The sequence below is a fragment of the Halomonas huangheensis genome, from assembly GCF_001431725.1.
Taxonomy (GTDB): Bacteria; Pseudomonadota; Gammaproteobacteria; order Pseudomonadales; family Halomonadaceae; genus Halomonas; species Halomonas huangheensis.
The window spans coordinates 2,568,767-2,595,272 of sequence record NZ_CP013106.1 but is presented as its reverse complement, the minus strand read 5'-3'; the positions used below and the strand labels follow the sequence as shown (position 1 = coordinate 2,595,272).

The following is a 26,506-nucleotide window of genomic DNA, read 5'->3' as shown; positions in this document are numbered from 1 at the left end:
AAAAGGCATCTCTTTCCTTTGTAATGTGGTGACCACCAAGTTTGATTTGGTTATGGATGATGGCGTTTCTCAGTCTCCTGTAATGTTCTTGGTATTGCCCAGTGGCAACCTAGGGCAGAGAAATGTTCAGGAGTATTCTATTCAAACCCTTTTGAAAGAGTGCATGGCTCGTGGGACAGCATAATCGTTCTCTGTTAATTCTCCTGCTTAAGTAGCTCATTCTTTGGTGTTGTCTAGGAGCAGTGCATGCACTTTGTTGATTGTCTGGGCCATGTAGTACAGAAGGTGTAGAAAGCTCCTTGAGCCATCACGCCACTGGTTAATAACGGAATCACCTGCTGCCGGGTCTTTGGATGGCTTACGCCCGGCAGCGGGGATACTGTGCTAATTCAGGCTTGCAAAGCCTCAACATGAGCGACGAAGGCTTCAGCCGACGCTGCGGTGAAGTTTTCATGTGCCTTGAGGTGGGTGGTGAAGTAGTCATGCTCGCCGAGTGGTGTGGCCGCTGAGGCGGGCAGATCTCGAAGGCGGGCCGAGAGTTTGCGCTTGATCGACTTTTCCATGCGTGCCTTGCCTCTCAGATCATGCATGGTGTCCATGGCCACGGCTTTCTGGCGAATGGTCTCTGCGGGGAGGTAACGGCTAAACAACCGCGTTGACAACTCAGCATGCGGTTGGGCGGTGGTCGGCCAGATACCGGCGGCAGCATAGGCTGGCCCACGGGGAAAATCACGGCAGCCCTTGAGGTGGTTGGCATACATCAGGATTCGCTTTGGCTGCTCTCGGCTGTGTTGCAGCGCTTTTCCCAGCCAGGCGGCTGCAGCGCGATGATCCTTGTGTGGATCGATATCGGGGTGGGTGATGACGATGGTGGTGGGGCCGATAAGGTCCAGTGTTGCCACCATGTCCTGAAGTAGATTCTGGCCGCAGTTGGTGATGTCGTTCTGCTGTTGTCGCTGCTTATTGCTGGGCAGTGGTGCCTTGTTCCACTGGCGGAAGGGCGCGATGGCCACGTCTGGCCCACCGAGCGAGGGAATCGCTTGATCAGGCGAATCCAGCATGCGGCCGAGGGTGTCGTTGTAATACCCGAGCATGATCAGTTGCTGTTGGGGTACGCCAGCCAACAGCGGTGTTGTGGCGCTGTTCCAGGCACGAATCAGTCCCTTGCGCTGGCTGCCCTGGTTGGTGTCGGCATCGAGGCCGGGTAGATACTGACGGTCCAGGCGTTTGAGGGTTTCGCCTGCGGTCAGTGTCAGGATCCAGCTATCACGGGCGTACTGCTGATACAGGCTGAAAGCGGCAAGCTCGGCGTCATCCGGGTGGGGAGCGATGATCAGCAGTGGGCCATCGTCCAGTGCCGGTTGTGTGAATCCCAGCAGGGTTGCCTGTGGGCCAATACTGCAATGCCGGGCCTCCAGGCGAGAGCTGTGCGGGTGAAAGGGGCCTGTAAGATTGAGCAGTCGTTCACCGGCCTCGTTGACTTCGAAGTACTGCGTGAAGCGTTCCTTGCCGTCGGCGAAGGTCGTGATCCTCGGCTGTTTGAAGCGGCTGGTCGAACGGTAGTTCAGCTGCAGCATCCAGGTCATTCCGGGAAGGTCCGGTAGTTCATTGATGAGCCTGGTGTAGGTCGCATCCTCGATTACGAGGTGGCCGTCGGGAGTGATGCGCACTGGGCAAGCGAGGTCTGCCTCCAGTGGTAAACGATGGTCGGTGTGTCGGGGCATCGATGGACTTCCGTTGTCTATGACTGTTCGGCCAGGGTCAGGCGGTGATCTCAAGCAACTGCTGTACCACTCGTTCTTCGGTGAAGCGACTCAACCACTGTGGGTTGACCGCCAGTGGGTAGCGGGTGGCGTCCAGCATGGCATCCGCCAGCGCCTGGTCATCGGGAGCGCAAAGCAGACGGCGCTGCTCTTCGATCAGAACCTCACTGACGCCGCCGGGCACATCGCAGGCAATGCAGGGGGTTCCCAGTGCCAGCGCTTCGATCAACACCACACCCAGTCCTTCGAAGTCTGAACTGAGCACCAACGCGTCGGCCTGATTGACCCAGGGGTAGGGATTGGCCTGATGGCCGAGAAAGTGTACGCGATTCTCCAACGCCAGTTGCTGGCTCAGGGATTCCAGTGCCTTGCGTTCGGAACCATCGCCAATGATCACCAAGTCATGCTCCAGGCCTTGATGGATGGCGAGATGGAAGGCCCGCAGCAGGCGGGCCTGGTTCTTGACCGGCACCAGGCGACCGACATGCACCAGATAGGGGCGAGTCGTCGCTGCGCTTACCGTATGGTCAGCCAACTGCTGGAGCTTGTGGATGGGTACGGCGTTGTAGATGACCTCGTGCGCCGCCAGCTGTACCCCACGCTCTTCAAGATACTCATTCAGTGACTGTTCGACGCCGTGCGAGACACTGATCACCTGTTTGCCTTGATACAGCACGCGGGTCAGCCAGCGACCGCGCCATGTGTTGGCAAAGCGACCGGTAATGGCCTCAACCACACGCCAGGTGCGTGGATCGTTGTATGCCCACAGATTCTCGAAGGCACCCTGGCCACGCATCAGGATCATGTCGAAACGACCATGTTCCACTTCCAGCTGCGCGACGATATTCCTGAAGGCCGCACTACAGCGCTTGCCTCGCCAGACAATGCCGGAACCCTTGATCAAGGGGCTGAGAAAAAGGCGGTCTGCCAGGTGCAGCAACAGGCCCCAGCGACGTCGGCTGGTGCGGTCAACATCGCAGTGGTGGACATGTACGTTGCTGGCCAGTTGACGTTGCGAGGTTCCCTTCAGCACCAGTACATGCACCTCGTGCCCGGCATTTGCCAGCGCCTCGGCCATTGTCTGGGTTGCTTGCTCGATACCGCCGACATCCATGCGGCGCAACACCAACAGAAAACGTCGCTGATCCTTCATCAATCAGTATACCCATGCGCGAGTGTAGAACCGGATTCGGTGGCCAGGCTGTCAAGCTTCGAGGAGCCCCCGGGAGCTCAGCACAGTTCCGACTACTTCTCCTGTGTATCTTACTGATTCTCGCATATATGCCATCGAAAATGCTGTTGCTGCGTTGCTTGCTGCTGACTCCGGGATACAACAGCATCAAGTATAATTAAGTTTTTTCGGGTAGTTCAGCGCTGACGGGGCTGAAGGGGAACCACAGAGGGAAGTACAGTTCAAACCGATAGCCGAATGGAAGAAAGCTTGATAAACAAGTAGATAGATTCACAAGAACATGGATTCACAGCAACATGGATTCACAACAACACGGATTCACAACAACATGGATTCACAACAACAAGTCAAGATGGAGATGAAGTGAGAACGCTGATCGTCGTACGCTCCCTGAAAATGGGAGGCATGGAGCGAGTCGCCGTCAACCTGGCGGATGCGTTCGCTGCCACAGGTCACGAGAGCCATCTGGTCAGCTTCCGCGAGGTCAAACAGTCGCTGGCACCGGAGCGCGATGATGTCAGGGTGCATCGTCTGCCACTCACACGATATGCGCGCCTTACGGTGGTGGGCTATCTATTCGAGATGCTGGCGCGCCTACTGCTCAACCCTTTCCTGGAACGGTCATTGTTTCTGGGCTCCGGCTTGATGGGGGGCGTTGTGTTCCGCTGGTGGCTCAAGCGCTTCGAGCGCCGGTATGGCAAGGTGGACCGCATCATATTCCGTGGCCAGGGAACCTTCGAACTGGTCTGGAGTTTCCGTGATTCCAGGGCTCGTTACGTGCTGGAGAATATCTTCCATAGTCCGACTGCCAGCTGGCGTCGGCGCTTGTTCGCGCGTTGCCTCTATCATCGGCGCGATCTGGTTGCGGTCTCCGACGGTGTGGCGCGAAGTGTGCATCAGGCAATGCCGTTGTGGCGGTTTTCGCCTCGCTCCATGGAAGTGATCCCCAATCCTTGTCCGGTCGAGAGCATCCGCAAACATATGCTGGTGGATGAGCCGAAATTGCCCAGGACACCCTATCTGGTCAATGTCGCTCGATTGGCTCCAGCCAAGGATCATGAGTTGCTGCTGCAAGCCTATGCGGCGAGTGGTCTGGAGCTGCCGATGGTGGTTGTCGGAGACGGCCAGCAGTTGAACTGCCTCCAGCAACTGGCTGTTTCGCTGGGTATCGAGGACAGGGTGGTGTTTGCTGGCTCACAGCAGAACCCGTACCCATGGATGCGCAATGCTCGTCTGTTCGTACTGAGTTCGCGCTTTGAGGGCATGGGAATCGTGCTGTTCGAAGCCCTTGCGTGTGACACACCGGTGCTTTCCGTTGATTGCCCGGGAGGGGTACGTCAAATCCTCAAGGGCGAGCTGGAGTCATCGATTGTCGAGCGTGAAGTCGAGGCGCTGGCGGCGGGTATGCGCCAGGCCGTGCAGGGGCCCAAACCCAGGGTTCGTGAAGAATGGCTGGAGGACTTTCTACCTCCGCGTATCGTCAGTGCATTTCTGGCATCATGACGGCTATCGTCTCAATTGCCGCAATGGGGAAGCATGTTGTCCAGTCCTTCGAGAGCCGCCGTCACTTCGGTGCTGTTTGTTGTTGATCACCTGGATAGCGGTGGGGCGCCGATCGTCGTCCGCGATCTGATCAAGGGCATGCACCAGCAGGGAGTTGCGGTCACCTTGGTGGTGCTCAGTGATCGAGTCAGCCATCAGTTGCCCGAAGGTGTCGAACTGGTGACGTTGCCATTGACGACAAAGAGCAGGGCTGAGCGCCGTCAGCGCTATGCTTTGCATGCTCGGATGTTGGATGACTGGTTCTCCAGGCATGGCACAGAGTTCGGGCTGGTGATGGCCCATCTTCACCATTCCCATCAGGTAGTGTCGCGTAGTCGGCTGAGTGATCAGGCATGGTATTGCTTGCACTCGGATCCGGTGACGGAGTTTCTGGGCAACAAGAGTGGGCTGAGTCGTTGGCTCAAGCGACGCAAGGTTCGTGCGCTGTATGATCACCGCAAGGTCGTGACGGTATCTCATGCTGCGCTGGAGCGTTTATGCCAGATCATTGGCGCTCGCCCTCTCGTTGCGAGAGCGATTCCCAATCCCGTTGATATCGAGCAGGTTATTCGACGTTCTGAAGAGGCCGTCGATGATGTACCTCCGCAGTATCTGGTATTTGTCGGGCGCATGGACCTGCGAGCCAAGCGTTTTGATCGGCTGCTGGATGCCTATCAGGCAAGTGAAACCGTGCTGCCGTTGATTCTTGTTGGTGGAGGGGACCAGCGAGCCGCGGTTGATTCCATGATCGAGGCACGAGGGCTGACCACGCGAGTCAAGACCCTGGGGCACCGAGATAACCCTTATCCTTATATGCGCTGTGCTTCAGCGCTTCTGCTCAGCTCTGACTATGAAGGCTTTTCGCTGGTGCTTGTGGAAGCATTGGCTTGCGGTACGCCGGTGGTCAGCGTGGACTGCCCGACGGGGCCGGGCGAAATACTCATCGATGAGATGCGAGACTACCTGGTCCCTGTTGACGATATTGCTGCTTTTGGTTCAGCCATTCGACGAGTGCTGGAAGTGCCTCCGGAGATTCCCCAGGATATCTGCCTTCGGTTTCAACTGGACACTGTGGTTGCGAGCTATCTGGCGCTCGCGGACCTGGGGAGTCAGCGCCATGCGTCTTCCAGGTGACGCTGGATGCGCTGGCGATATTGTGCTCCGTAGAATTTGCTATCCGACAATGTCGCCTTGAGCGCTGGCCAGCGCTTGTCGCGGGCCTTCGGCATAGGTTTCAGGTGGGCATCGACCCAGATCAACTCCTGGTTGTCTGTCACCAGCAAGTTGTTGAGATGCAGGTCGCGATGCAGATATCCCGCCTTTGCCAGCATCAGCACTTCCTCGGCGACGCGGTCGAGTAACTTTTCTCGGGTAGCTTCATCTGCGCGCATGAACACGACGTCACCGCCCATTTCAGCGCCCTGTATATGCTCCATCAACAGCAGTGACGCATTGCGGTTGGCAGGGTTCAGGCTGATGCCCCAGCCATGGAAGCGCGGTGTGCGTAACCCTGCACGCTTCAGGATGCGCATGCTCAGGTATTCCTTGCGCGCATCGGATTGCCCCAGCCAGCGTTTTTCGAGGTAATCGCGGGTCAACCACTTGAAGGGCTCCCGGCGCTGACAGAACTTGTCCCGTACAACCTTGGCCAGAATCAAGCCGTCGGTTGAGGTGTAGAAGCGGCTCGAACCAACCGATTCGAAGGCCTCGGTCGTCGAGGTGCTGGCCAGTGCCAGCCGAGCCGGCAGTTTACGAGGGTGAAAGACCAGGTAACGTCGCCGCCGGTCATTGAACGGAATATCGAGCAGTTTCATCCAACGTTCCTTTCGCATCTCTTTCGCATGGGGTCTGGCCAGTCAGGAGTGAGATCACAGGCAATGCCGCATGCGCTACACCAGTGCCTCGAAATGAGGGAGAACGTTTTCCCTGAGGAATTGCTGATAGTGTCGTGGCTCAATGGTGACCGGGTTGGCTTCCATACGGGCGAGCGCGCTTGCCAGGCCTGCCTCGTCATCGGGCTCGAGCAGGAATTCCTGAAGTTCCTGGGAGAGAATTTCCTTCGGGCCACTGGGGCAGTCGACACTGATCACCGGGGTATGCAGCAATAGTGCTTCGATCAGTACCCGTGGCAACCCCTCGGCCTCGGAGGTCAGCACCATCGCCAATGCCGACTGGATATAGGGGTAGGGGTTGTGGTGATAGCCGAGCACGTGGACGTGCTCCTGCAGCTTGAGTTCGTCGATCAAGGCACTCAGGCGCTGTTCGTTGTCCGGCTTGCCCTTGCCCATGATCAGCAGCGGAGTTGTCAGGCCATGGTTATCCAGAGCATGACGATAGGCCCGGAGCAGGCGATCCTGACGCTTGCGTGGCTCGATGGCCGCAACGCTCAGGAAATAGTGGCCTGCAGTGACACCCTGGGGTAACTCGAGGGCTTCCTCGGCCATGGCGACAAAAGGTTCGCGCTCGTAAGGGTTGTAGATCGGGATGATGTTTTCAGCCTTTAACCCGACGACCTTTTCCAGATTCTCTTTCACGCCGTGGGAGACGGCGATTACCTTGCGTCCATTGTAGAAGCGCCGCACCTTGGCAAAGGCTTTCTCGCGCTGCTCAGGATCACTGAACTTGGCCGAGACATCCGACTTGATCCAGAAGTAGAGGTTGTCGAAGTCCAGGTGACGAGTGATCTTGTCGCAGGAACAGGAAATCACCACATCTGGCTGCCAGGCCTTGAGGGCCTTGTTGATCTGGCGAGCCTGCCACTTTTCGGTCAACACGGTGGAGGTCGCCTTGGTGAAGCGGGTGACCACCGCGAGGTCCTCGATGTCGAGTCCTTCCGGGAGCCGATGTTCTATCTTCTCCCTCAGGGTGAACACCTTGACGGCATGCCCGCGCTGGCGAAGCTGATCTGCGGTGTACAGCAAGGACTTCTGAGCGCCGCCACCATAGAGATCCTCGATGACGAAGGCGATGCGCTGATGGTTCACGGTTGGCTCCTTGTTTCCTTGCTGCGGCTCTTTCACTAGTATTTTCACGACTTGCAGGTCAGCCCAGATGCTTGCTGCAGCTTCTGCGCGTACATTTCGGCGCAAGACTACCATAGCTTATACCGGCATGGCTTATCACCGACATGGCTTATCACCGACATGGCTTATCACCGACATGGCTTATCACCGACATGAGCTGGGCTGAAGGTGAAGCGCTGGGTGCGATGGCACTTGTCGCGTCTTTGCCTGTCGAACAGGGCGCTGTGTTGTAATCGAAAAGCAGATTTCGAAAGGAAGCGCTCGAAGGGAAAGGGTTGATGGAAAGGGTTGAGGGAAATGGCTAGGGAAAGGGTTGATGGAAAGGACCGAAGGGAATTTGTCGCCCAGCGCTGACCAGGTCGCGTTACAATGGCGCTGCATTTGGCAAGGATCTTGTAATGAAACTGCTGATCACCGGTATGGCGGGCTTTATTGGCCACGCAGTGGCGCGACGATTGTCCGGCAACGGTCATGACATCGTCGGTATCGATAACCTCAATGCCTACTATGATGTCTCGCTCAAGCAGGCGCGGCTTGACGACCTTTCAGGCTGCAGTGATGTGCGCTTTGAACGGGTAGACCTCGCGGATCGCGATGCCATGGCATTGCTGTTCGAGAAGGAGCGCTTCGAGCGAGTGATTCATCTGGCGGCGCAGCCTGGCGTCCGTTACTCGCTGGAGAATCCCCACGCCTACGTGGACGCTAACCTTGTGGGGCATATGAATGTGCTGGAGGGTTGTCGCCATCACGGGGTCAAGCACCTGGTGTATGCGTCATCCAGCTCGGTCTATGGTGCCAACGACAAGATTCCGTTTGCCACCGACGATAACGTCGATCATCCGATTAGCCTGTATGCAGCCACCAAGAAAGCCAATGAGCTGATGGCGCATACCTACTCACACCTGTATGACCTGCCGACCACGGGATTGCGGTTCTTTACTGTATACGGCCCTTGGGGCCGTCCGGATATGGCGCTGTTCAAGTTCACACGCGCGATACTCGAAGGCAGGCCGCTGGAAGTCTTCAACCACGGTGAGATGTCACGGGATTTCACCTATATCGATGATATCGTCGAAGGCGTGGTGCGGGTGCTGGATATCGTGCCGACACCGCGCGGTACCAGTGAAGTGACCACGGACACCAGTACGGCGCCCTACGCGCTCTACAATATCGGTCACGGTAGCCCCGTGTCGTTGATGGATTTCATCCATGCCATCGAGAAGGCCACCGGTCAGCAGGCCATCTGTGACTTCAAGGATATGCAGCCTGGCGATGTCCCCAGGACCTGGGCGGATACCGAGGCATTGTTTGCCGCCACCGGTTACTGTCCGTCGGTCTCGGTTGAAGATGGGGTGGCGCGTTTTGTCGAGTGGTATCGGGCGTATTACGGAGTTTAGGTTGCGAATTGGCAACGGGTTTTCATCTTTGAAGGTATGGGGAGACAGGGAATGAAGATCACCATATTTGGCACCGGGTATGTGGGGCTGGTGACGGGCACCTGTCTGGCGGATGTTGGGCACGATGTCCTGTGCATGGACGTGGATGCGGAAAAGATTACTCGCCTCGAGGCGGGCGAGATTCCGATCTATGAGCCGGGCCTGGAATCCATGGTCAAGCACAATGTCGGCACTGGCCGTCTGCGTTTTACCACCGACCCGGCGGAGGCGGTGGCATTTGGCGTCTTGCAGTTCATCGCCGTGGGGACTCCTCCGGATGAAGATGGCAGCGCTGATCTGCAGTATGTGCTGGCCGTGGCTGACACCATCGGTGAGCATATGCAGGAAGACAAGGTGATCGTCGACAAGTCCACGGTGCCCGTGGGAACGGCGGACAAGGTTCTGGCGCAGGTGCAGAAGCGTCTCGCCAGTCGCGGTGCTGAGTTCGACGTGGAGGTATGCTCCAACCCTGAGTTCCTCAAGGAAGGTGCCGCCATTGAGGACTTCACGCATGGTGCGCGCATCATCGTGGGAACGAATTCCGAGCGCGTCAAACGTCTGATGCGGGAGTGCTACGCCCCTTACATCCGCTTGCAGGAAAAGCTGATGTTCATGGACGTGCGCGCCGCTGAGCTGACCAAGTACGCCGCCAATGCCATGTTGGCCACCAAGATCAGCTTCATGAACGAGATTGCCAATCTGGCGGAGCGGCTGGGCGCCGATGTGGAGCAGGTGCGTCGCGGTATCGGCAGCGATCCGCGTATCGGCTACCACTTCATCTACCCCGGTTGTGGCTACGGTGGTTCCTGCTTTCCCAAGGATGTGCAGGCGCTGGAGCGTACTGCGCGAGATGTGGACTATCAGGCCGAGTTGCTTGCTGCGGTCGAGTCGGTCAATAACCGCCAGAAGCAGACGCTGTTTTCCAAACTGGCCAACGCCTTTGATGGTGATCTCAAGGGCCGCACCATTGCGCTGTGGGGGTTATCCTTCAAGCCCAACACCGATGATATGCGCGACGCTCCGAGCCGTACGCTGATGGAAGCACTGTGGGATGCTGGTGCCACTGTACAGGCCTATGATCCGGAAGCGATGAAGGAATGCCGCCGTCTCTACGGTGAGCGTGACGACTTGCTGTTGGCTGGCGATCGAGTTCAGGCGGTGAAGGGCGCGGACGCTCTGGTGATCTGTACCGAGTGGAAGGAGTTTCGTTCACTGGATTTCGCATGGCTGAAATCTCAGCTATCAATGCCGGTCATCGTCGATGGGCGTAACCTCTATGATCCGGAGATCGTCCGCGATGCCGGGTTGATGTATTACGCTGTTGGACGGGGTGATTCATTGCTTGCCTGATGGGCCCCAACAGCGATCAATGAACATGGCGAAAGAAAAGCGCTTTAGAACGCCTGCCCCAACCTGACATAGAAGCCATTGTTGCCATCCTTGCCGACGGCGTAGTCGGTGCTGATGACCATATGCTCCTCTGGCTTGATGGTGTACTGGGCGCCGACGCCAGCGGCGGGGTAGAGGTTGTCGCTACGGTCGCAACGATCGCCATCGCCGAATAGACAGGTAACACCGGCAAAGGCGTTGATGCCGAAGCGACCATGTAGATGCCAGCGTTCTTCGGCTTCGAAGGATACTGAGTTGGGGGAAAGATACTGCCCACGGGTATAGCCGCGTAATTCGACGCTGGAGTACCCGCTGGGTGGGGCGTCATGAGTGGCACGCCCGAAGACGCGCCAGGCGAAGACGTTGCCATCGCCGTGTGGCAGGTAGTGGGCGAATTCCGCATTGAGTGTATCGAAGTCGTGGTCGCCACCGAGCGCCTCTCGATACGCGAGGTTGTTGACGTTCAGGTGTGTGCCGGACGTCGGGGTATTCTGGGTATCGCGAGTGTCGTATTCCAGCACCATGCCGACGGCGCCGGACTTGATCCCGGTAAGGCCGGCAGTATCCAGAATCTGCTGCGCGTTGAAGCTATCGCCGTAGGTGGTGTAATTGGCATAGGTTGCCTGCCCGCCAATGAACCAGTCAGCAGAGAACTCCTGTATGTAGCGGACAAATGCCGCCTTCATTTCATCGGTAGTTTCGGCCTCGGCGCTGGTGCCGAGGAAGTCCTCATAGTCATTGTAGATCCTTCCTCCTCCTACTCCCGCGATCAGGCGTTTGCTATCGGCATCCCAGTAGCTGCGCAGGAAAACACCGCCGACTACCGAGTCGGTCGTGCTGTAGGTGCCTGCGACTCCGAACATGGAGGAGGTTGACTCCGGGTCGGTGTGAAACAGATAACCCGCGACAAGGCCGGCAGAGGTACCGATCTTGGGATTGCTGCTGATGGTGGGCACCAGAAGCCACGGCGAGCGGGGAGTCGATGCATCTTCTGTGTCGGTGGAATGAGCCGAGGCCGAGGTTTCGCTTGCTGCAACGGATGGCTGAGGTGTCTCTGTCTGAGCCAGCACGGGGGCGACGACCCAAAGGGGCACTGTGGCGATCAGACCGAGTTTTCTCATATCCATCTCTCATGCATTGGGTCGAGGAGGCGGGGTCAGTGAGACACAACCGCACCTCTCTAATGTAGATGAAAACAGCGTCGTCACGGGGCTTCCTGTTCCGGGAGACGCTGGTTGATGCTCCCGTTCTTAACGCGCTTTCCTTTACGCCCGGTCTTTCAGGTCCGGTCTTTCAAGTCCGGTCCTTCAGGTCTACGCCTTCACTTTCGCTGGCCAATGGCCTGTTCGAGGCGCGCCAGCCTGCCGGGTACCAGTGCATCTGCTACGGCGGTGATGCGCAGCACATGACCCAGCGATGGGTGGGCCGCGCGGGCGATCAATTTTCCTTCGTCGAGCAGGTCAGAATGGACCTCTGCGGCCAGTTCGGCATTATCGAGCCGCACGCAGATGAAGTTGGTCGCGCTGGGCAATACATCGGCTCCCATCTCGCGAAAGTGCTGGGCGAGTTGCTCACGCCGTTGGATAACATCGCGGATGTGCTGGGTTGTTTCCTGGGGGTGATCGAGCACTACCTCTGCCGCCGCCAGCGTGAGGCTGGATACCGCGTAGTGAATCCGCACCTTCATCAGCATCGCCAGGGTATCGGGCTCGGCAATGGCGTAGCCGATACGTAGGCCAGCGAGCCCGTGTGCCTTGGAAAGCGTGCGGCAACGAATCACGCCCGGGATCGCCTGCTGAAACTCGGGAGCGTCAGCGTCGTCGCGGAAATCGTGATAGGCCTCATCCAGCAGTAGCCAGCAATCCTTCGGCAGCTTCTCGCGCAGTCGGTTGACGGTGTGCCGGTCGTGGCGGTGGCCGGTGGGGTTATCCGGATTGGCGAGATACACCAGACGGGCCTGGTGTTGGTGGGCGGCATCGATCAGCGCATCGATGTCTGGCGCCAGGTGATGCTCGGTTTCGTGATAGGCGACCTCAACCAACTGGCAGCCTTGTCCGCGCGCGAAGTAGGCGAAGGTGGGGTAGGTGCCGGCGGAGCTGACCACGCAGCTACCAGGAGGGGCGGTGGCGCGCAGCACCAGTGCCAGCAGGCTGTCGCAACCGGCGTCGACCAGCAGGGTATCGAAATCAAAGCCATGCTCTCGACATAGGCGTTGGCGTACGCCGTGTGCTTCTGCATCTCCATAGCAATAGACATGATCAGCCATGGTGTCGCCGAAGTGGCGGCGAAGCGCCGTGTGGGGCATGTCGAGACCTTCGTTGGAGCCGAGTCGATGGGGGATATCACGCCCCAATCGTCTCTTCAGTACCCAGATACCGGGGAAGGGGTTGTCGGGACCAGGGGTATAGAGGTGGTCGGCATAACGAGGCATGACAGTCCTTTTGCTGGAGTTGTTGGTTTCAGCACCATTATTTGAGCGGCGTCGATGTACTGGCTTGTCGTGTCAGCGTGCTACTGGCTTGCTAAGCTACGATAGAGCACAGTTTGTAAGATATTGCCGACATTCTGTTGTGCGAGTAACGCCATATGAGTGGTCCAGAGTACGCTGTATGCGGTTTGACGACAAAGGAACAGCGGTTGCTGAAGGTATGTGAGTCGCTCATGCCTCAAACATTAGCGCTGACGTCTGAGCTGGTGCAACAGTACAGCATCCGTGGTCAGGAAAGCGGTGTGCTGGCGCTGATGGAGCAGCGGTTACTGGATTTCGACCTGCCGGTCGAGCGAGTTGCTCTGGAGTATGCTCAGCATCACCTGCACTGTGCGGATGTTCCGGTGGATTACGCTACGCAGGGCTCGCGCTACAACCTTGTATCGGTGCTCAACGGGACATCTCCCAGACCCCACCTGGTGTTCAACGGGCACCTTGATGTTGTGCCGGCCGAACCGGTGGCAAGGTGGACCCATCCGCCCTGGTGCGCAGTGGAGCGGGATGGCTGGCTGTATGGCCGGGGTGTGGGCGAGATGAAGTCAGGTGTGGCAGCGATGGTCATGGCAGTGGTGGCTACGCGAGAGGCTGATATGCCCCTCGAGTTTCCGCTGACGCTGCAGGCGGTGATCGAAGGCCAATGTACCGGTAATGGCACTCTGGCGTGCCTGCAGCAGGGCTTTGGTGGCGATTTCGTCATGATTCCTGAGCCCGTGGGGCCAGTGGTGACTTCGGCTCAGGTCGGAGTGTTATGGTTTCGCCTTGTATTGGATGGCGAGCCAGCGCATGTGCTGGATGCCTCGGCGGGTTGCAACGCCATTGAGGCATTGCAGGCGATGATTCCTGCGCTGAAATCGCTGGAAGGCCAGCTCAATGCAGAGCGTCAATCGCCGTATCTGAATGTTCCTCATCCTTTCAATCTCAGCATCGGTCGTATCGAAGGTGGCAACTGGGCTTCCACCGTTCCTTCTCAGGCCTGGCTGGAGGGCCGTATTGCCTTTCCCCCCGGGATGGCTCCTCAGACCATGATGGCGCGCATCGAGCGCTGCGTGGAACAGGCGCGCGCCATGATCGGGATGGAGATTTCCGATCTCCAGGTCGAGTTCCATGGATTCCGTTCGGGGGGGCATCTGGTTGACGCTGATTCTCCCGGAATCCAGATATTGGAGGAGTGTCATCATGCGTTTACCGGAGCAAGGCCGGAGTATCATGCGTTGACCTGTACCACGGATCTACGCGCCTTCCATGTTGCCGACAGGATTTCCGGAAGCTGTTATGGGCCGGTGGCCGAGCGGATTCACGGCGTGGATGAGCGTGTCAGTATTGCTTCCATCGAGCACACACTGAAGGTCTATGCCTTGTTTCTCCAGCGCTGGGGGCGTTTGGGATAGGTCTGTAAGGCTGGGGATTCTTTTGCAGTTACCCAGTTACCCCTTTTTCTCACTGATCTTGCCGTCGGTTGTATCTCGACGTGCGCTGTTTCGACGAGCTCTGTCTCGAAATGCCTAGTCTTGAAATGCCTGGTCTCGAAGTGCTCTGTTTAGATGTGCTATGTCTCGAGATGCTCTCTCACCAAACCGCCGAGGTTCGCTACTGTCGGTGAGTCGTTATCCTCTCTCCATGCCAGATGTAGCGGCATGATGCATTGTTCGAGTTCCTCCATACGCAGGAATACCACGCTGGGCATGGGGTTGGCGCAAGCTGAGTCCGGGACGATGGTAATGCCGAGTCCTGCGGAGACCATGCTGAGTATGGCGATGTTGTCTGCGCCATATTGGACGACACGCGGATGGAAGTTCAGGCGCCGGAAATGTTGAGTCATTCGATCATGATACTCGGGGGAAATATGCCGGAATGCCCATACGAAATCAGTGTGTTCAAGTTCGGATAGACGTTGCGGAGGATTGCTGGCCCAGTGCGAGTCTGCGGGGACGGCGAGTAGTAGTTTGTCATCACGCACTTTCATGCTGGTGATTTCGACAGTGTCGTCGCGGTCGAGATACAGCAATCCGGCGTCGAGCGTACCTTCTCTTAGTCGTTCAAGCTGTGGGCCTGACAGCAATGGAGTGACTTCCATGGCCACCGAAGGATAACGCTGGCGATACTCCCGCAACAGAGCACTGACCTGGGGCATCCATAGGTGAGTGACTGTTACTGCCAGATTCAATCGACCGGTCATGCCGTGTCCAAGCGCAGCCAGTCGCCCTTTGAGCTCATCATGGCGAGCTACCAGCTCCTCGGCATATTCGACCAGTGATCGGCCAGCCATGGTCAGAGAGATGCCTCGGGCATGGCGCTCGAACAGCTTTATTTCGAGTTCCTCTTCCAGAAGCCTCATCTGACGGGTGAGGGCCGGCTGTGCGATATGTATACGGCGACTGGCCGCTGATACAGAGCCGGCTTCGACGATGGCGAGAAAGTAACGCAGCTGACGAAATTCCATTCTTCCTTACCTATTTGTTATTCCATACCTGTTTGTTATTCCATACCTGTTTGTTATTGCTTCGATTCAATATAGATATTTTTGCTATTGCAAGCCTGCCGCCATATTAAGTAGGTCACTCCGACAACAACACCAACGCGGGGTCAAGCATGAGCAAGACTTATCACTTCGGTGTGGCGGCACACTTTGTTATCTGTGTGCTCGCCATGATCTGGCCCGGCGCGCTGATCGCCAACCGTATCGAACCCTACGTGATGGGGCTTCCTTTCCTGTTCTTCTGGTATGTGCTGTGGATGGCGGTGCTTTTCCTCGGCCTTTGGGTGGCCTACGTCATCCGCCATGGGGGGGCGAGGCGATGAGTGATTCCATACTGGTGACCTTGATCACCCTCGCGTATCTGGCGGTAGTGCTGTGGGTGGGGATTCGAGCTCGCGGAGATGGTCCTTCGACGCTGGAAAATTACGTCGCTGGCGGACGCCATGTTGGCGTGTTGATCCTGTTCTTCATTCTTGGCGCCGAGATATTTTCGGCATTCTCCTTTCTCGGTGGCCCTGGCTGGGCGTATTCAAGGGGCGCCCCCGCGTTTTACATCATTGCCTATCTGGGGCTGATACCGATCACCATCTGGGTGCTGGGCCCGAAAGTGGCGCGGCTGGGTCGTGAGCGTGGCTACCTCACCCAGGGTGACTTGATCTCGGATCACTATCGCAGTACCCCACTGGGGTTATTGGCTGGCGTGATTGGTGTTCTGGCGATGGTGCCGTATCTAACGGTGCAGATTGCTGGTGCAGGCATGTTGTTCCAGGCGGCGACCAATTCGCTGGTGCCGTTCTGGCTGGGAGCATTGCTGGCGTTTATCGTTGTCGCGGCTTATGTCTTTACCAGTGGACTCAATGGCATCGGTTGGACCAACCTGGTGCAGGGCATCATGATGATCGCCATTGCCTGGTTTCTGGGGCTGATAATTCCGACTCATATCTATGGCGGTGTGCAGGAGATGTTCACCGAGATTGCCAGCAAAGCACCAGAATACTTGACCATTCCGGGTGGTGGTAAAGGCATGGAGTGGGGCGCCTTCAGCACGGCGGTACTGGTCAGTGCCTTCGGTGGTGCGATGTGGCCACATCTGTTCATGAAGTTCTACAGCGCTGACAGTGGCCGCAGTCTGCGCAAGGTTAGTGTCTTCTACCCGCTGTACGCCTATCTACTGATACCGCTGATGTTGATCGGGTTTGCCGGCATCCTGACCTTCGCCGATACGCCATTGGCCAGCTCGGATCGAGTATTGCTGGAACTGGTGATCAACGTCTCGGATTTCCCTGCCTGGGTAGTCGGCTTGATGTTGTCGGGTGCACTGGCAGCGGCGATGTCGACGGGTGCCAACCTGGCGCATACCGCGGCCGTGGTACTGACGCGTGATGTGCTTGGACCGACGGTAATGCGTAACGCCACTGAGCAGCAGGCCGTCAAGGCAACACGTATCTGTGTACTCGCCGTCTCGTTGGTGGCTTACCTGGTCGCACTGATCAACCCTTCATCACTGGTCATACTGCTGCTTGGTGCGTATGGCTTGATCGTACAGCTAATGCCAATGGTACTCGGAGCCTTGTTCTTCCCGGCGCTGACAAAGCGTGCGGCGTCTCTTGGGGCATTGGCGGGCAGTAGCGTGTTTCTGATCTTCCAGTTTGCGGTCACCAGCCCCTTCGGTTGGCACGCGGGGTTCTGGGGACTGCTGGTCAATACCGCGGTAGTACTGTTGTGCCAGAAGTATGTTGGGCACAAGCAAGTTAACCGTTCGGAAATCACGACTTGAGTCGGCAAGGAGATGTGACTGTGACTGAGACTGAGACGACTGAATTAGCAGTGAAGACGCTACTTGATGCAGCAACCACACAGCAGATGGCACAGGTGAGTGCGCTCTATCAGCGCTTGCATCAACATCCGGAGCTGCCGTTCCACGAACATCAGACCAGCGCGGCAGTGGCCGAGGCGCTTGAGGCGCTTGGTCTTGAAGTGACACGTGGTGTCGGAGGAACTGGGGTAGTGGCGGTACTCCGCAACGGAGAGGGGCCGCAGGTCATGATGCGTAGTGATCTGGATGCCTTACCGATCAAGGAGGCCACCGGTCTCGATTATGCCAGCACTGACACTGGCAAGACGCCTGATGGCCGGGAGGTGCCGGTGATGCACGCCTGTGGGCATGACCTTCACTCGAGCTGCCTGGTGGGGGCGGCTGGGGTGTTGGCATCGTTGTGTGAGCATTGGAGCGGCACTGCGATATTGATCGCCCAGCCAGCCGAGGAAGTCTTTGGTGGCGCTCAGGCGATGCTCAATGATGGTCTTTACGAGCGTTTTGGGCGTCCGGATGTGGTGCTTGGTCAGCACAATATGCCGGCTTTGGCGGGAACGGTTGGCCACCTGGAAGGCAAGGCGATGGCTGCGGCAACAACGCTGGCAGTACGCGTGCATGGAGCGGGGGGCCATGGTTCGATGCCGGCGCAGACCGTTGATCCAGTCGTGATTGCTGCACATATTGTCACCCGTCTGCAGACCATTGTGTCTCGCGAGATTCCTCCTGAAGACACCGTGGTGGTGACCGTGGGCAAGCTGCAGGCTGGCACTCAGGGCAATATTATCCCGCATCATGCCGATATGGAGATCAATATCCGCAGTTTCGATGATGCTCAACATCAGCGCGTTATCGCCTCCATCGAGCGTATCGTCAGGGCGGAGTGTGACGCTGGGCGCTCGCCGCAAGAGCCGGAGTTCGAGGTGATGTCCCAGACCATCGCGCTTCACAACGATCCAGCCAGTGTGGCGAGGGTACGCGCTGGGCACACACGATGGCTTGGGGAGTCGGCACTCTACGATATGCATCGGCTCAACGGTAGCGAGGACTTCCCGTATTTTGGTAATGCTGAGGCGGGTGGTTTCTCGGGCGACGATATTCCGTGTGTCTACTGGTTCATCGGCGCCACTCCCGCTGAACGCTGGAGCAATACACCGGGTAGCAGTGTTGCTGAGAAAATGACGCATCTCGAGATGCCGCACTCGCCGTACTACTTCCCCGGTAATCCTGTGACCATGGAAACCGGGATCAAGGCGTTGGCAGCTGGCGCGTTGGCGTGGCTTGCGGATAGCCACTGAGAAACCTTCCTCTGCGGCTCACTGCTCTCGGGACTCGCTGTCCACCCCACGCAGCCCAGCCAGGAACAAGTCGGTACAGCTGCGTGCACGTTGGTTGCGCGCGGCTTCGTCGATTTCCGGGACGCGGCCGGTGAGTGAGTCAATCAGCCATTCACCGAGCACCATACCTGTAAACATGGAGGCTGCTGCGCGTGGGTCCTGAATGCGAATTGTCCCCCGCTCGTGCTGTGCCTTCAGGTAGTCGGCCAGTTCGCGTCGTGTGCGATCAGGACCACGTTCCAGGAATAATCTGCCGAGTTCCGGGGTGCGTTCGGCTTCGGAAGCGATGCTGCGTATCAAGCGCAGGTGGGATTGGGTAAAGACCAGGTCGATCAGCCCCTGGGCAAGCTCGAACAGGACATCTTCGGGTGGGCGGTCGCGACCTTCCTCGAGACGTGCCCAGACGTTGCCGGCATGAGCCTCCAACGCCGCCACGAACAGGCCTTCCTTGCTGCCGAACTGCTTGTACAGCGTGCTCAGTGAGCCACCAGCGCGTGCAACGATGTCATTGATACTGGCACCGTTGTAGCCCTTCTCCAGAAACACATCCCGTGCCGCACACAGCAGTCGCTGGCGTCTGGCCTTGCCCTTGTTGGTCATCTGTTGCTGACTGGAAGAGTCGATCTCCGCTCTATCTCTCATGGCATGAGGTTCCTGCGCATAATGATTCGCTTTAGCTGGTAGTGTATCATACATTACATTTTTGCACTCCAAGCCTATGATCAGGATCGAGGTGCGAAGCCGGTACTCTATATTTCAGCATTCAGTATCCGATGGTCCGAGGCTGCACGCCCCACGGTTGCAGGGGTGGTGAGAGAGTATTCTGGTTCAACTGTCTGTGAAGACAACCCGTTACTTCGCCGGAGCGATGATTCCGGCCGTGGAAGGAAGGCGAAATGGCAGGCAAGAAGGTAGTGGCATTGGGCCTGGTGGCCGTGATCGCTGTGGTCGCGGGTGTCTGGAAAGGAGTGGAGTGGTGGCAGGTGGGCCGCTTCATCGAGGAGACCGATAATGCCTATGTACAAAGTGACAGTGTCACACTGCGGGCAGAGATATCCGCGCGTATTACCGCGATACCGGTAGAGGATAACCAGCGCGTCGCAGCGGGTGAGGTACTGGTACAGCTTGATGACTCTGATGCCGGTAATCAGTTGGCTCAGGCACAAGCCGAGCGTCAGGTGGCGGAAGCAGGGCTCGTGCAGGCTCAGCGTCAGCGAGACCGTCAGCAGGCGGCGATTGCCGAGGCTCAAGCGCAAGTGGAAGCTGCCGAGGCGCAGGTGGTTCAGGCTCAGCGGCATGTCGAGCGCTCGCAGTCGCTGGAGTCGCGTCAGTACGCGTCGCAGCAGCAACGTCAGGATGATGAAGCCGAGCTGCGGGTGGCGACGTCCACTCTGGCTGCTCGGCGCGCCTCATTGCTGTCCGCGCAGCGGCAGTTGGATGTTGCTGACGCGGATATCGAATCGGCAAAAGCCAATATCGAGGCCGCTCAGGCTGCCGAGGCGGTGGCCCAGCATCATCTGACTCAGACGCGGATAGTAGCGTCACGCGCAGGGGTGGTGGGAGCGATTACCGCGGAAGTGGGTGATCTGGCGCAGCCGTCGCTGACGTTGATGCATCTGGTGCCGGTTGAGGCTGCCTATGTCATCGCCAACTACAAGGAAACCCAGACGGAACGCATGCGTATCGGGCAACCGGTGAGCCTGCATGTTGATGCCTATCCGGATCTGGAGCTCGAGGGTGTCGTCGACAGTATCGCACCAGCGACTGGCGCACAGTTCAGCCTGCTGCCGCAGGACAATGCGACGGGGAACTTCAACAAGATTGTGCAACGGGTACCGGTCAAGATCAGGCTAACCGGGCCTGACGAGGCGTTGGGATTGATGCGCGCCGGATTGTCGGTGATACCTGAAGTCGATACTCACAACCTTGATGGTGATGCCCTGGCGGTCAGACCTGAGGCAACCGCGACTGGTGTGGACAACGATTCATGAGTGCTGGAGCTACGGCGACGGCGGGGGTGGATGAACTTCCGCCGATGCGACAGCGGATAGGTTTTATTGCTGCCGTCTTTGGCATGTTCATGGCGATTCTGGATATCCAGATCGTGGCCAGTTCGCTCAATGAAATTCAGGCCGGGGTGTCGGCCAGTAGTGAAGAGATTTCCTGGGTTCAGACGTCGTACTTGATCGCCGAGATCGTGATGATTCCGCTGTCGGGGATGCTGACACGCATTCTGTCGACGCGCATTGCTTTCGTCGTTTCCTGTGCCGGTTTCACCCTTGCCAGCCTGGGCTGCGCCCTGGCGACCACTATTGAACAGTTGGTGATTCTGCGCGCCATCCAGGGCTTCCTGGGAGGGGCAATGATCCCCATCACTCATGCGATCAGCTTCTCGATCTTTCCACGTCGAATGATGGGCGCGGTGCAGGCGGTGATTGGCATGGTGGTGACGCTGGCACCGTCGATCGGTCCGACCGTGGGTGGCTATATCACCGAGCTGGCCAGTTGGCACTGGTTGTTTCTGGCCAATATCGTGCCGGGCATTCTGGTGACCTGGGCTGCCTGGAACTTCCTTGATATCGACAAGGGTGACCTGCGTGTCATCAGACGCCTCGATGTGCTGGGTCTGACACTGATGGCGGTGTTTCTCGGTAGCCTTGAATATGTGCTTGAGGAAGGGCCCGGCGAAGATTGGTTCGACGATGACCTGATCCTTTCGCTGGCGTTGCTCTGTGTCTTTACCGCCATTGGTTTCTTTGTACGGACCTTGCGCCATGACCACCCGATTGTGGATCTACGGGCCTTCGCCAATCGTAATTTCGCGCTTGGGGCCACTCAGGGCTTCATCATTGGTGTAGCGCTGTACGGGCTGGTCTATTTGATGCCGCTGTTCTTTGGTTATGTGCGTGGCTTTTCCAGTTTGCAGATTGGTCAGGTGATGTTTGTCACCGGGGTGGCGATGTTCTTCACGGCACCGGTGGCCGGCCGTCTTTCCGGTAGCATGGACTTGCGCTTGATGCTGTTCATTGGCTTTCTGCTGGTGGGGGTCGGCTCATTGATGAATGCGGTGCTGACCGCGGAATCGGGGTTCGACGAGTTCTTCTGGCCGCAGATTGTGCGTGGGGTCGGGCTGATCTTCTGCATCATACCTGTATCACGCATCGCGCTGGGGACACTGCCTCGCGAAGAAGTGGGGAATGCCAGTGGTCTGTTCAATGTGATGCGTAACCTGGGCGGTGCAGTGGGGCTGGCGCTGATGGATACCATTCGCGATGTCCGTGAGGATTACCATTGGAACCAGCTGATTCCAGCAGTGAATGAAGGACGCGAGATAGTACTGCAGCGGCTTGCTGGCTATGAGTCGATGCTGACAGGGCATGTGGCCGATCCACAGCAGAGTGCGGCAGGAATGGTGTCGCAGGTATTGATGCGAGAGGCTCAGGTGTTGGCCTTCAATGATATCTTCATCCTGCTGGGCGTGATGTACTTGCTGTGTGCTCCGCTGGTGTTACTGGTCAAACGTATCGAGTCCTGACTCAACCGCGGCTCAGGTAAAGCGTAAAGGTCGCGAGGCTGACGAACAGCAGAAACGCCGTGAGCCCGATGCGACCCCAGGGCAGGCGCTTGTCGCCCAGCTGCATGATGCGTGAATCGCGAGGTGATACTCGAACCGTCACGCGACTGCCTGGTGGGTAGCGATCGACATAGGCTTCGGCGTCTTGTCGTGAGGTGAAGGAGGGAACACCGTCAAAGCCGCTGTTGTCGGATTCTATAGTGGTGCCGTTGATGCTGGCGCGTAGTTGGATGCGCGTAAGGTATCGGCGCTGCTGATCATCCCTTTCTCGCCTGTGTTGGGCCGCAGAAGCCAGCTTGACATCCGTGCTGATGACAATGGCTTCTACGCTTGGCCAGCTATTGACGTCTCGTACCTTCCAGGTGCCCAGGGCGCTGATGATGGCGCCAACGAATGTCAGCACCGCGACCAGCAGAAGAGGGTGAGGCATTGGAATTTTCCTGTAAGGAGAGAAGCATATGTCGATGATGGCGTCATTGCAGCGTTGGATCAATGAGGTATCGGATTCTGGTTCTGTCGCTGCAGAGCCGGATCTGCGGCTCGCGACAGCGGTCCTGCTGTGTGAGGTGGTGCGCGCTGACTACCAGGTCGAGGAAGTCGAGCTTCAGTTGATGCGTGAGCAGCTCAGCAAGCAGTTTCAGCTCGATGGTGAGCAGCTTGACGAGTTGATGAATCTGGCGCGGGAAGAGGCTGAAAGTGCCGTGGATCATCACCGCTTTGTCCGCGAGTTGCGCGATCATTGGGGCTACGAACAGCGCGTGGGCCTGGTGCAGCAGATGTGGGCTTTGTCGTGGTCAGATGGCGCAAAGGATGCATTGGAAGAGCATCGAATCCGGGCTCTGGCGGATCTGCTGCACGTCAGCCATTCGGATTTTGTACGGACGCGCATGGTAGAGCAGAATCGCGCGGCCGCAGAGGGAAAAGAGCGCAACTGAAACGGTTTTGCTTTTTGTGCAGCTAATCAAGCATATAGATATGTAAAGTCGGCATATGTCGAGGCATTATACGCACGAGGCAGCAAATTGGTGCAGCGGTAACTCGCACGCTACGAATGACGAGTTTACCTATTCGATTGCGACGTAGGACGGGAGAGGCGGAATGTCACGTGAGATGGTGGTGGTTGGTGCTGGGATGGTCGGGGTGTCGATCGCCTGGCATCTGCAGAAGAGAGGGCACCGTGTCACTCTGGTCGATCGCCGTGAACCCGGGCGTGAAACGTCCTATGGCAATGCCGGAATCATTCAACGTGAAGCGGTAAGGCCCTATCCTTTTCCACGTGATCTGGCAACGCTGATGCGCGTAATGCCCAATCGCCAGGTCGATATCCGATATCGGCCTTCGGCCATGATGTCCACGGCTGGTCCCTTGCTCAAGTACTGGAGGAACTCCTCGCCGGCGCGCTACGAGAAGATTGTTCCCGAGTACGCATCGTTGATCTGCCAGTGTCTTGAAGCGCACGCACCGATGATAGAAGCAGCAGGTGCCGAGCACCTTGTGCGCCGGGAGGGTTGGTTTGAGGTCTATCGCACCGATGCTGCGCTTTCTGCTCGGGTTGCAAGAGCACGCGAGGATGCACAACGTTTTGGCCTCAATTTCAGAGTGCTTGATGCCGCCGAGCTGGCACGGGAAGAGCCGCATCTGTCACGCCAGTTGGTGGGTGCTATCCACTGGCAGGACCCCTGGACGATTGCCGATCCCGGAGCTTTGGTAGCCGCATACGCCAAGGCATTCGAGAGTACTGGTGGCCGCATTGTCCAAGGCGATGTAAAGGACGTTCAGCGCACAGCGGATGGCTGGAACATAGCAACCTCAAGCGGCGCGTTGACTGCAGATGGTGTTGTCATGGCGCTGGGCCCCTGGACTCAGGAATGGCTGAAGCAGTTTGACCTGTCGATACCGTTGTTCGTCAAGCGTGGCTACCACATGCACTATGAGCATCCGGCCAACAAGCGCCTGTGCCATTGGGTGATGGATGCAGAGGTTGGCTATCTGCTGGCGCCCATGCAGGGGGGAATTCGATTGACCACTGGTGCTGAGCTCGAGCGGCTCGACGCGCCTCCTCATGTCAGGCAATTGGCAGCTGCAGAGCGCACCGCACGCAGCTTGTTTCCGATGGGGGAACGGCTTGAGTCCCAGCCCTGGAAGGGCGCTCGCCCCTGCACGCCGGACATGAAGCCGATTATCGGGCCTGTACCTGGCCAGGATGGCTTGTGGTTGGCCTGTGGTCATGGTCACCAGGGCTTCACGCTCGGCCCTGCCACCGGCAAGTTATTGACGCAGATGATTGAAGGTGAGACGCCTGATGTGGATATGCACCCGTTCCGTGTCGACCGGTTCGAGTGATGCCTGTTACGGCTTACGGCGGGGATCAGTCCCCGCCAGACCTGGGCCTTGTCTGATTATCGCTCGCCAACGCTTGATACCGTCCCGGGCGTTCAGGACTCGTTGTTGGCACGGCGATCGGCGATGGCGCGGACGAGCAGCTTCATCAACAGCGTGACAACGAAGACCAGCCAGCTGGCGGTGGCCAGTACGTTGAACAGCAGCATCTTCTGCGCACCGGACATCGGGGTGATGAGGTGGTCGATGACGATCGCCAGCAGGAAGGCCAATGTCAGCGGCAGAGCGAGGATGTGCATCCACATTTCGGTGCGTCGCTTGCGGACGTGATAGCGGCTCAGCATCACGCGTACCGGTCGATGGACAAAACTGATCAGGATCATGCTGCCGAGCAGCAGCAGCGCAGCCATGGCAGGTTCCGGGCTGCCGATGGATAGGGATATGCTGATAGACCAATACAGCATCAGCCACATCAAGCCGGCGAGAGTGGCGACCAGATCTGCGTAGTGACGTACTTTGGGCATCGTTTCCTCTTCATGAAACCTGACGGCTGGGCCCTTGGCCGCGCTTGCCTGATGATACGCGATTTGCAGACTGATGTGGCGGTTTTCCATGGCTACCGTGGCAGACACCAGCGTGGGGACATGCGTCGGATATTGACTCGATGCGTTATACTACGGCTCCTGAAATTCTCTCCATGACCGCTCATCTACATTTCATATATACAGGACTGCCCGTGACTTCGATAACCCTGACCCGGCCCGATGATTGGCACCTTCATCTGCGTGACGGCGCTGCTCTAGAGGCGGTTGTAGCGGACACCGCTCGCCAGATGGGGCGTGCCATCATCATGCCCAACCTCAAGCCGCCCGTTACCAACCTCGAACAGGCACTGGCTTATCGCGAGCGCATTTTGAGTGCTCTGCCGGAGAATAGCCAGTTTGAGCCGCTGATGACGCTTTACCTCACCGACCGCACCACGGCGGAGGATGTTGAGGCAGCCTGGGCCAGTGGTAGAGTGAAGGCCGTCAAGCTCTATCCAGCTGGGGCGACGACCAACTCGGACTCTGGTGTTACCGATCTCAAGCATTGTGATGCAGCGATCGAAGCCATGGCGCGGTTGGGCATGCCGCTGTTGGTGCATGGTGAAGTCACGGATTCAGCCATCGATATCTTCGATCGTGAAGCGGTATTCATCGAGCGAGTGATGAAACCGCTGATCGAAAGGCATCCTTCACTGCGTGTGGTGTTTGAACACATCACTACGGCGGATGCGGCGCGCTTTGTCAGTGAGGCGCCCGAGAACATCGCGGCAACGATTACTGCACACCATCTCTTGTACAACCGCAATCACATGCTGGTTGGTGGTATTCGTCCACACTATTACTGCCTGCCGATTCTCAAGCGCGAGCGTCATCGGGAAGCTCTGATTGAAGTTGCCACTTCCGGAGATCCCAGCTTCTTCCTGGGAACCGACAGTGCACCGCATGGACGTGATGATAAGGAAAGCGCATGCGGTTGTGCCGGTGCCTATACCGCATTTGCCGCCATCGAATTCTATGCCATGGCGTTTGACCAGGCAGGAGCACTGGATCGTCTGGAAGGTTTTGCCAGTCATCATGGCCCTGATTTTTATCGCTTACCGCGCAATGCCGACAGCATCACTCTGAAGCGTGAAGAGTGGCAGGTACCTGCCGAGCTGCCATTTGGTGAGGGTAAAACCCTGGTGCCTCTCTGCGCTGGCGATAGCCTGCCCTGGCGCCTGGTTGATACCGGCTGATTCTTCAAGTTCTTTCCTGTGTGGCCCATTCTCCGTGGGCCACTATCTTTTTCCGTGGCCACTATCTCTTTCCGGAGGCCACTATCTCTTGATGGCAATATACGCTTGTCGCAACGCTCACAATGATGTTGCGAACGCTCGTGTTCCCGCGCATAGGTCTGCAAGTGTCTCCTTGCCCATGACAGTCCGGTTTTCCGCAACTCAGCCTTGTAGTGCCTGCTGATATCCCACGAATGCCTGAATCGGCAAAACTCTCGACAAAGTACTTGAGATAGATGATTTACTTGAGAGGGTTGCGTCGTGCAAGCCAGCACATTTCCGCGCGAAATATGCCGTATTGACCGTCGGTACAA

23 protein-coding genes are annotated in these 26,506 nt (G+C 57.7%); 13 read left to right on the top strand and 10 right to left on the bottom strand.

Translation table 11 applies throughout. The features are described 5' to 3' along the window. Nucleotides 1–389 precede the first annotated feature (389 nt). Nucleotides 390–1,724: a PIG-L family deacetylase gene (locus AR456_RS11375; protein ID WP_021817261.1), complete on the bottom strand. Its 1,335-nt coding sequence runs from the start codon at nt 1,722–1,724 to the stop codon at nt 390–392. 37 nt (nt 1,725–1,761) lie between these two features. Next, complete coding sequence (locus AR456_RS11370) at nt 1,762–2,916, bottom strand: glycosyltransferase (RefSeq protein WP_021817262.1); 1,155 nt, start codon at nt 2,914–2,916, stop codon at nt 1,762–1,764. A gap of 402 nt (nt 2,917–3,318) precedes the next feature. On the opposite strand from AR456_RS11370, the gene AR456_RS11365 reads away from it, so the two are divergent. Further along, nucleotides 3,319–4,458 carry a glycosyltransferase gene (locus AR456_RS11365; RefSeq protein WP_021817263.1) on the top strand — a complete coding sequence of 380 codons (1,140 nt, stop codon included), beginning with the start codon at nt 3,319–3,321 and terminating at the stop codon, nt 4,456–4,458. 33 nt (nt 4,459–4,491) lie between these two features. After that, on the top strand, nt 4,492–5,631 hold the full coding sequence (locus tag AR456_RS11360; RefSeq protein ID WP_021817264.1) for a glycosyltransferase: 1,140 nt from the start codon (nt 4,492–4,494) through the stop codon (nt 5,629–5,631). Here the strand turns inward: AR456_RS11360 and AR456_RS11355 are convergent. Together AR456_RS11355 and AR456_RS11350 are read right to left on the bottom strand one after the other, a co-directional pair. After that, nucleotides 5,607–6,311 carry a lipopolysaccharide kinase InaA family protein gene (locus tag AR456_RS11355; RefSeq protein ID WP_021817265.1) on the bottom strand — a complete coding sequence of 235 codons (705 nt, stop codon included), beginning with the start codon at nt 6,309–6,311 and terminating at the stop codon, nt 5,607–5,609. The genes AR456_RS11360 and AR456_RS11355 overlap by 25 nt on opposite strands. 75 nt (nt 6,312–6,386) lie before the next feature. Further along, the gene (locus AR456_RS11350; protein WP_021817266.1) at nt 6,387–7,481 is read right to left on the bottom strand and encodes a glycosyltransferase; all 1,095 of its coding nucleotides are present in this window, start codon (nt 7,479–7,481) and stop codon (nt 6,387–6,389) included. Between the two features lie 437 nt (nt 7,482–7,918). Between AR456_RS11350 and AR456_RS11345 the strand changes: the two genes are divergently transcribed. Then, the gene (locus AR456_RS11345) at nt 7,919–8,917 is read left to right on the top strand and encodes an NAD-dependent epimerase (RefSeq protein WP_021817267.1); all 999 of its coding nucleotides are present in this window, start codon (nt 7,919–7,921) and stop codon (nt 8,915–8,917) included. Nucleotides 8,918–8,968: 51 nt separating this feature from the next. Continuing rightward, nucleotides 8,969–10,306 (top strand): UDP-glucose dehydrogenase family protein, encoded by a 1,338-nt coding sequence (locus AR456_RS11340; RefSeq protein WP_021817268.1) that lies wholly within the window; start codon nt 8,969–8,971, stop codon nt 10,304–10,306. Nucleotides 10,307–10,350: 44 nt separating this feature from the next. Here AR456_RS11340 and AR456_RS11335 read toward each other — a convergent pair whose 3' ends face one another. Further along, the gene (locus tag AR456_RS11335; RefSeq protein ID WP_021817269.1) at nt 10,351–11,466 is read right to left on the bottom strand and encodes a BamA/TamA family outer membrane protein; all 1,116 of its coding nucleotides are present in this window, start codon (nt 11,464–11,466) and stop codon (nt 10,351–10,353) included. A 200-nt stretch (nt 11,467–11,666) separates the two neighbouring features. Further along, nucleotides 11,667–12,776: a pyridoxal phosphate-dependent aminotransferase gene (locus AR456_RS11330; protein ID WP_021817270.1), complete on the bottom strand. Its 1,110-nt coding sequence runs from the start codon at nt 12,774–12,776 to the stop codon at nt 11,667–11,669. 230 nt (nt 12,777–13,006) lie between these two features. Here AR456_RS11330 and AR456_RS11325 point away from each other — a divergent pair, with 230 nt between their 5' ends. Continuing rightward, on the top strand, nt 13,007–14,221 hold the full coding sequence (locus tag AR456_RS11325; protein ID WP_236995501.1) for an ArgE/DapE family deacylase: 1,215 nt from the start codon (nt 13,007–13,009) through the stop codon (nt 14,219–14,221). A gap of 158 nt (nt 14,222–14,379) precedes the next feature. Here AR456_RS11325 and AR456_RS11320 read toward each other — a convergent pair whose 3' ends face one another. Beyond that, on the bottom strand, nt 14,380–15,273 hold the full coding sequence (locus AR456_RS11320; protein WP_021817272.1) for a LysR family transcriptional regulator: 894 nt from the start codon (nt 15,271–15,273) through the stop codon (nt 14,380–14,382). A 149-nt stretch (nt 15,274–15,422) separates the two neighbouring features. Between AR456_RS11320 and AR456_RS11315 the strand changes: the two genes are divergently transcribed. Genes AR456_RS11315 through AR456_RS11305 form a run of 3 tightly spaced genes read left to right on the top strand, consistent with a single transcriptional unit; the run spans nt 15,423 to nt 18,420 of the window. Beyond that, nucleotides 15,423–15,632, top strand: a complete 210-nt coding sequence (locus AR456_RS11315) for a hypothetical protein (protein WP_021817273.1) — start codon at nt 15,423–15,425, stop codon at nt 15,630–15,632. After that, nucleotides 15,629–17,086: a sodium:solute symporter family protein gene (locus AR456_RS11310; RefSeq protein ID WP_021817274.1), complete on the top strand. Its 1,458-nt coding sequence runs from the start codon at nt 15,629–15,631 to the stop codon at nt 17,084–17,086. The genes AR456_RS11315 and AR456_RS11310 overlap by 4 nt, the downstream gene beginning before the upstream one ends. 20 nt (nt 17,087–17,106) lie before the next feature. After that, a complete protein-coding gene (locus AR456_RS11305; RefSeq protein ID WP_021817275.1) occupies nt 17,107–18,420 on the top strand; it encodes an amidohydrolase in 1,314 nt (437 codons plus the stop codon). An 18-nt stretch (nt 18,421–18,438) separates the two neighbouring features. On the opposite strand, the gene AR456_RS11300 is transcribed toward AR456_RS11305, so the two are convergent. Further along, nucleotides 18,439–19,101, bottom strand: coding sequence for a TetR/AcrR family transcriptional regulator (locus tag AR456_RS11300; protein ID WP_021817276.1), 663 nt, complete (start codon nt 19,099–19,101; stop codon nt 18,439–18,441). A gap of 254 nt (nt 19,102–19,355) precedes the next feature. Between AR456_RS11300 and AR456_RS11295 the strand changes: the two genes are divergently transcribed. Both AR456_RS11295 and AR456_RS11290 read left to right on the top strand, forming a co-directional pair. Further along, nucleotides 19,356–20,450 carry an HlyD family secretion protein gene (locus tag AR456_RS11295; RefSeq protein ID WP_021817277.1) on the top strand — a complete coding sequence of 365 codons (1,095 nt, stop codon included), beginning with the start codon at nt 19,356–19,358 and terminating at the stop codon, nt 20,448–20,450. Further along, entirely contained in the window at nt 20,447–21,994 is a 1,548-nt protein-coding gene (locus AR456_RS11290; RefSeq protein ID WP_021817278.1) for a DHA2 family efflux MFS transporter permease subunit, read from the top strand. Before AR456_RS11295 ends, AR456_RS11290 begins: the two co-directional genes overlap by 4 nt. Before the next feature lies 1 nt (nt 21,995). Here AR456_RS11290 and AR456_RS11285 read toward each other — a convergent pair whose 3' ends face one another. Continuing rightward, on the bottom strand, nt 21,996–22,463 hold the full coding sequence (locus AR456_RS11285; RefSeq protein ID WP_021817279.1) for a DUF3592 domain-containing protein: 468 nt from the start codon (nt 22,461–22,463) through the stop codon (nt 21,996–21,998). A 28-nt stretch (nt 22,464–22,491) separates the two neighbouring features. Here AR456_RS11285 and AR456_RS11280 point away from each other — a divergent pair, with 28 nt between their 5' ends. Together AR456_RS11280 and AR456_RS11275 are read left to right on the top strand one after the other, a co-directional pair. Beyond that, nucleotides 22,492–22,968, top strand: coding sequence for a tellurite resistance TerB family protein (locus AR456_RS11280; RefSeq protein ID WP_021817280.1), 477 nt, complete (start codon nt 22,492–22,494; stop codon nt 22,966–22,968). Nucleotides 22,969–23,131: 163 nt separating this feature from the next. Then, entirely contained in the window at nt 23,132–24,376 is a 1,245-nt protein-coding gene (locus AR456_RS11275) for an NAD(P)/FAD-dependent oxidoreductase (protein WP_021817281.1), read from the top strand. 92 nt (nt 24,377–24,468) lie between these two features. Here the strand turns inward: AR456_RS11275 and AR456_RS11270 are convergent, their stop codons facing one another. Then, nucleotides 24,469–24,897 carry a hypothetical protein gene (locus AR456_RS11270; RefSeq protein WP_031206942.1) on the bottom strand — a complete coding sequence of 143 codons (429 nt, stop codon included), beginning with the start codon at nt 24,895–24,897 and terminating at the stop codon, nt 24,469–24,471. Nucleotides 24,898–25,109: 212 nt separating this feature from the next. Here AR456_RS11270 and pyrC point away from each other — a divergent pair, with 212 nt between their 5' ends. Next, complete coding sequence (gene pyrC / locus AR456_RS11265) at nt 25,110–26,153, top strand: dihydroorotase (RefSeq protein WP_021817283.1); 1,044 nt, start codon at nt 25,110–25,112, stop codon at nt 26,151–26,153. Nucleotides 26,154–26,506: the final 353 nt, after the last annotated feature.

Excerpts from the sequence above, each read along its gene's own strand:
- AR456_RS11375 (WP_021817261.1), bottom strand. The coding sequence starts at position 1,724 with ATGCCCCGACACACCGACCATCGTTTACCACTGGAGGCAGACCTCGCT.
- AR456_RS11370 (WP_021817262.1), bottom strand. The coding sequence starts at position 2,916 with ATGAAGGATCAGCGACGTTTTCTGTTGGTGTTGCGCCGCATGGATGTC.
- AR456_RS11360 (WP_021817264.1), top strand. The coding sequence starts at position 4,492 with ATGTTGTCCAGTCCTTCGAGAGCCGCCGTCACTTCGGTGCTGTTTGTT.
- AR456_RS11355 (WP_021817265.1), bottom strand. The coding sequence starts at position 6,311 with ATGAAACTGCTCGATATTCCGTTCAATGACCGGCGGCGACGTTACCTG.
- AR456_RS11345 (WP_021817267.1), top strand. The coding sequence starts at position 7,919 with ATGAAACTGCTGATCACCGGTATGGCGGGCTTTATTGGCCACGCAGTG.
- AR456_RS11340 (WP_021817268.1), top strand. The coding sequence starts at position 8,969 with ATGAAGATCACCATATTTGGCACCGGGTATGTGGGGCTGGTGACGGGC.
- AR456_RS11335 (WP_021817269.1), bottom strand. The coding sequence starts at position 11,466 with ATGAGAAAACTCGGTCTGATCGCCACAGTGCCCCTTTGGGTCGTCGCC.
- AR456_RS11330 (WP_021817270.1), bottom strand. The coding sequence starts at position 12,776 with ATGCCTCGTTATGCCGACCACCTCTATACCCCTGGTCCCGACAACCCC.
- AR456_RS11325 (WP_236995501.1), top strand. The coding sequence starts at position 13,007 with ATGCCTCAAACATTAGCGCTGACGTCTGAGCTGGTGCAACAGTACAGC.
- AR456_RS11320 (WP_021817272.1), bottom strand. The coding sequence starts at position 15,273 with ATGGAATTTCGTCAGCTGCGTTACTTTCTCGCCATCGTCGAAGCCGGC.
- AR456_RS11315 (WP_021817273.1), top strand. The coding sequence starts at position 15,423 with ATGAGCAAGACTTATCACTTCGGTGTGGCGGCACACTTTGTTATCTGT.
- AR456_RS11310 (WP_021817274.1), top strand. The coding sequence starts at position 15,629 with ATGAGTGATTCCATACTGGTGACCTTGATCACCCTCGCGTATCTGGCG.
- AR456_RS11300 (WP_021817276.1), bottom strand. The coding sequence starts at position 19,101 with ATGAGAGATAGAGCGGAGATCGACTCTTCCAGTCAGCAACAGATGACC.
- AR456_RS11295 (WP_021817277.1), top strand. The coding sequence starts at position 19,356 with ATGGCAGGCAAGAAGGTAGTGGCATTGGGCCTGGTGGCCGTGATCGCT.
- AR456_RS11290 (WP_021817278.1), top strand. The coding sequence starts at position 20,447 with ATGAGTGCTGGAGCTACGGCGACGGCGGGGGTGGATGAACTTCCGCCG.
- AR456_RS11285 (WP_021817279.1), bottom strand. The coding sequence starts at position 22,463 with ATGCCTCACCCTCTTCTGCTGGTCGCGGTGCTGACATTCGTTGGCGCC.
- AR456_RS11280 (WP_021817280.1), top strand. The coding sequence starts at position 22,492 with ATGTCGATGATGGCGTCATTGCAGCGTTGGATCAATGAGGTATCGGAT.
- AR456_RS11275 (WP_021817281.1), top strand. The coding sequence starts at position 23,132 with ATGTCACGTGAGATGGTGGTGGTTGGTGCTGGGATGGTCGGGGTGTCG.
- AR456_RS11270 (WP_031206942.1), bottom strand. The coding sequence starts at position 24,897 with ATGCCCAAAGTACGTCACTACGCAGATCTGGTCGCCACTCTCGCCGGC.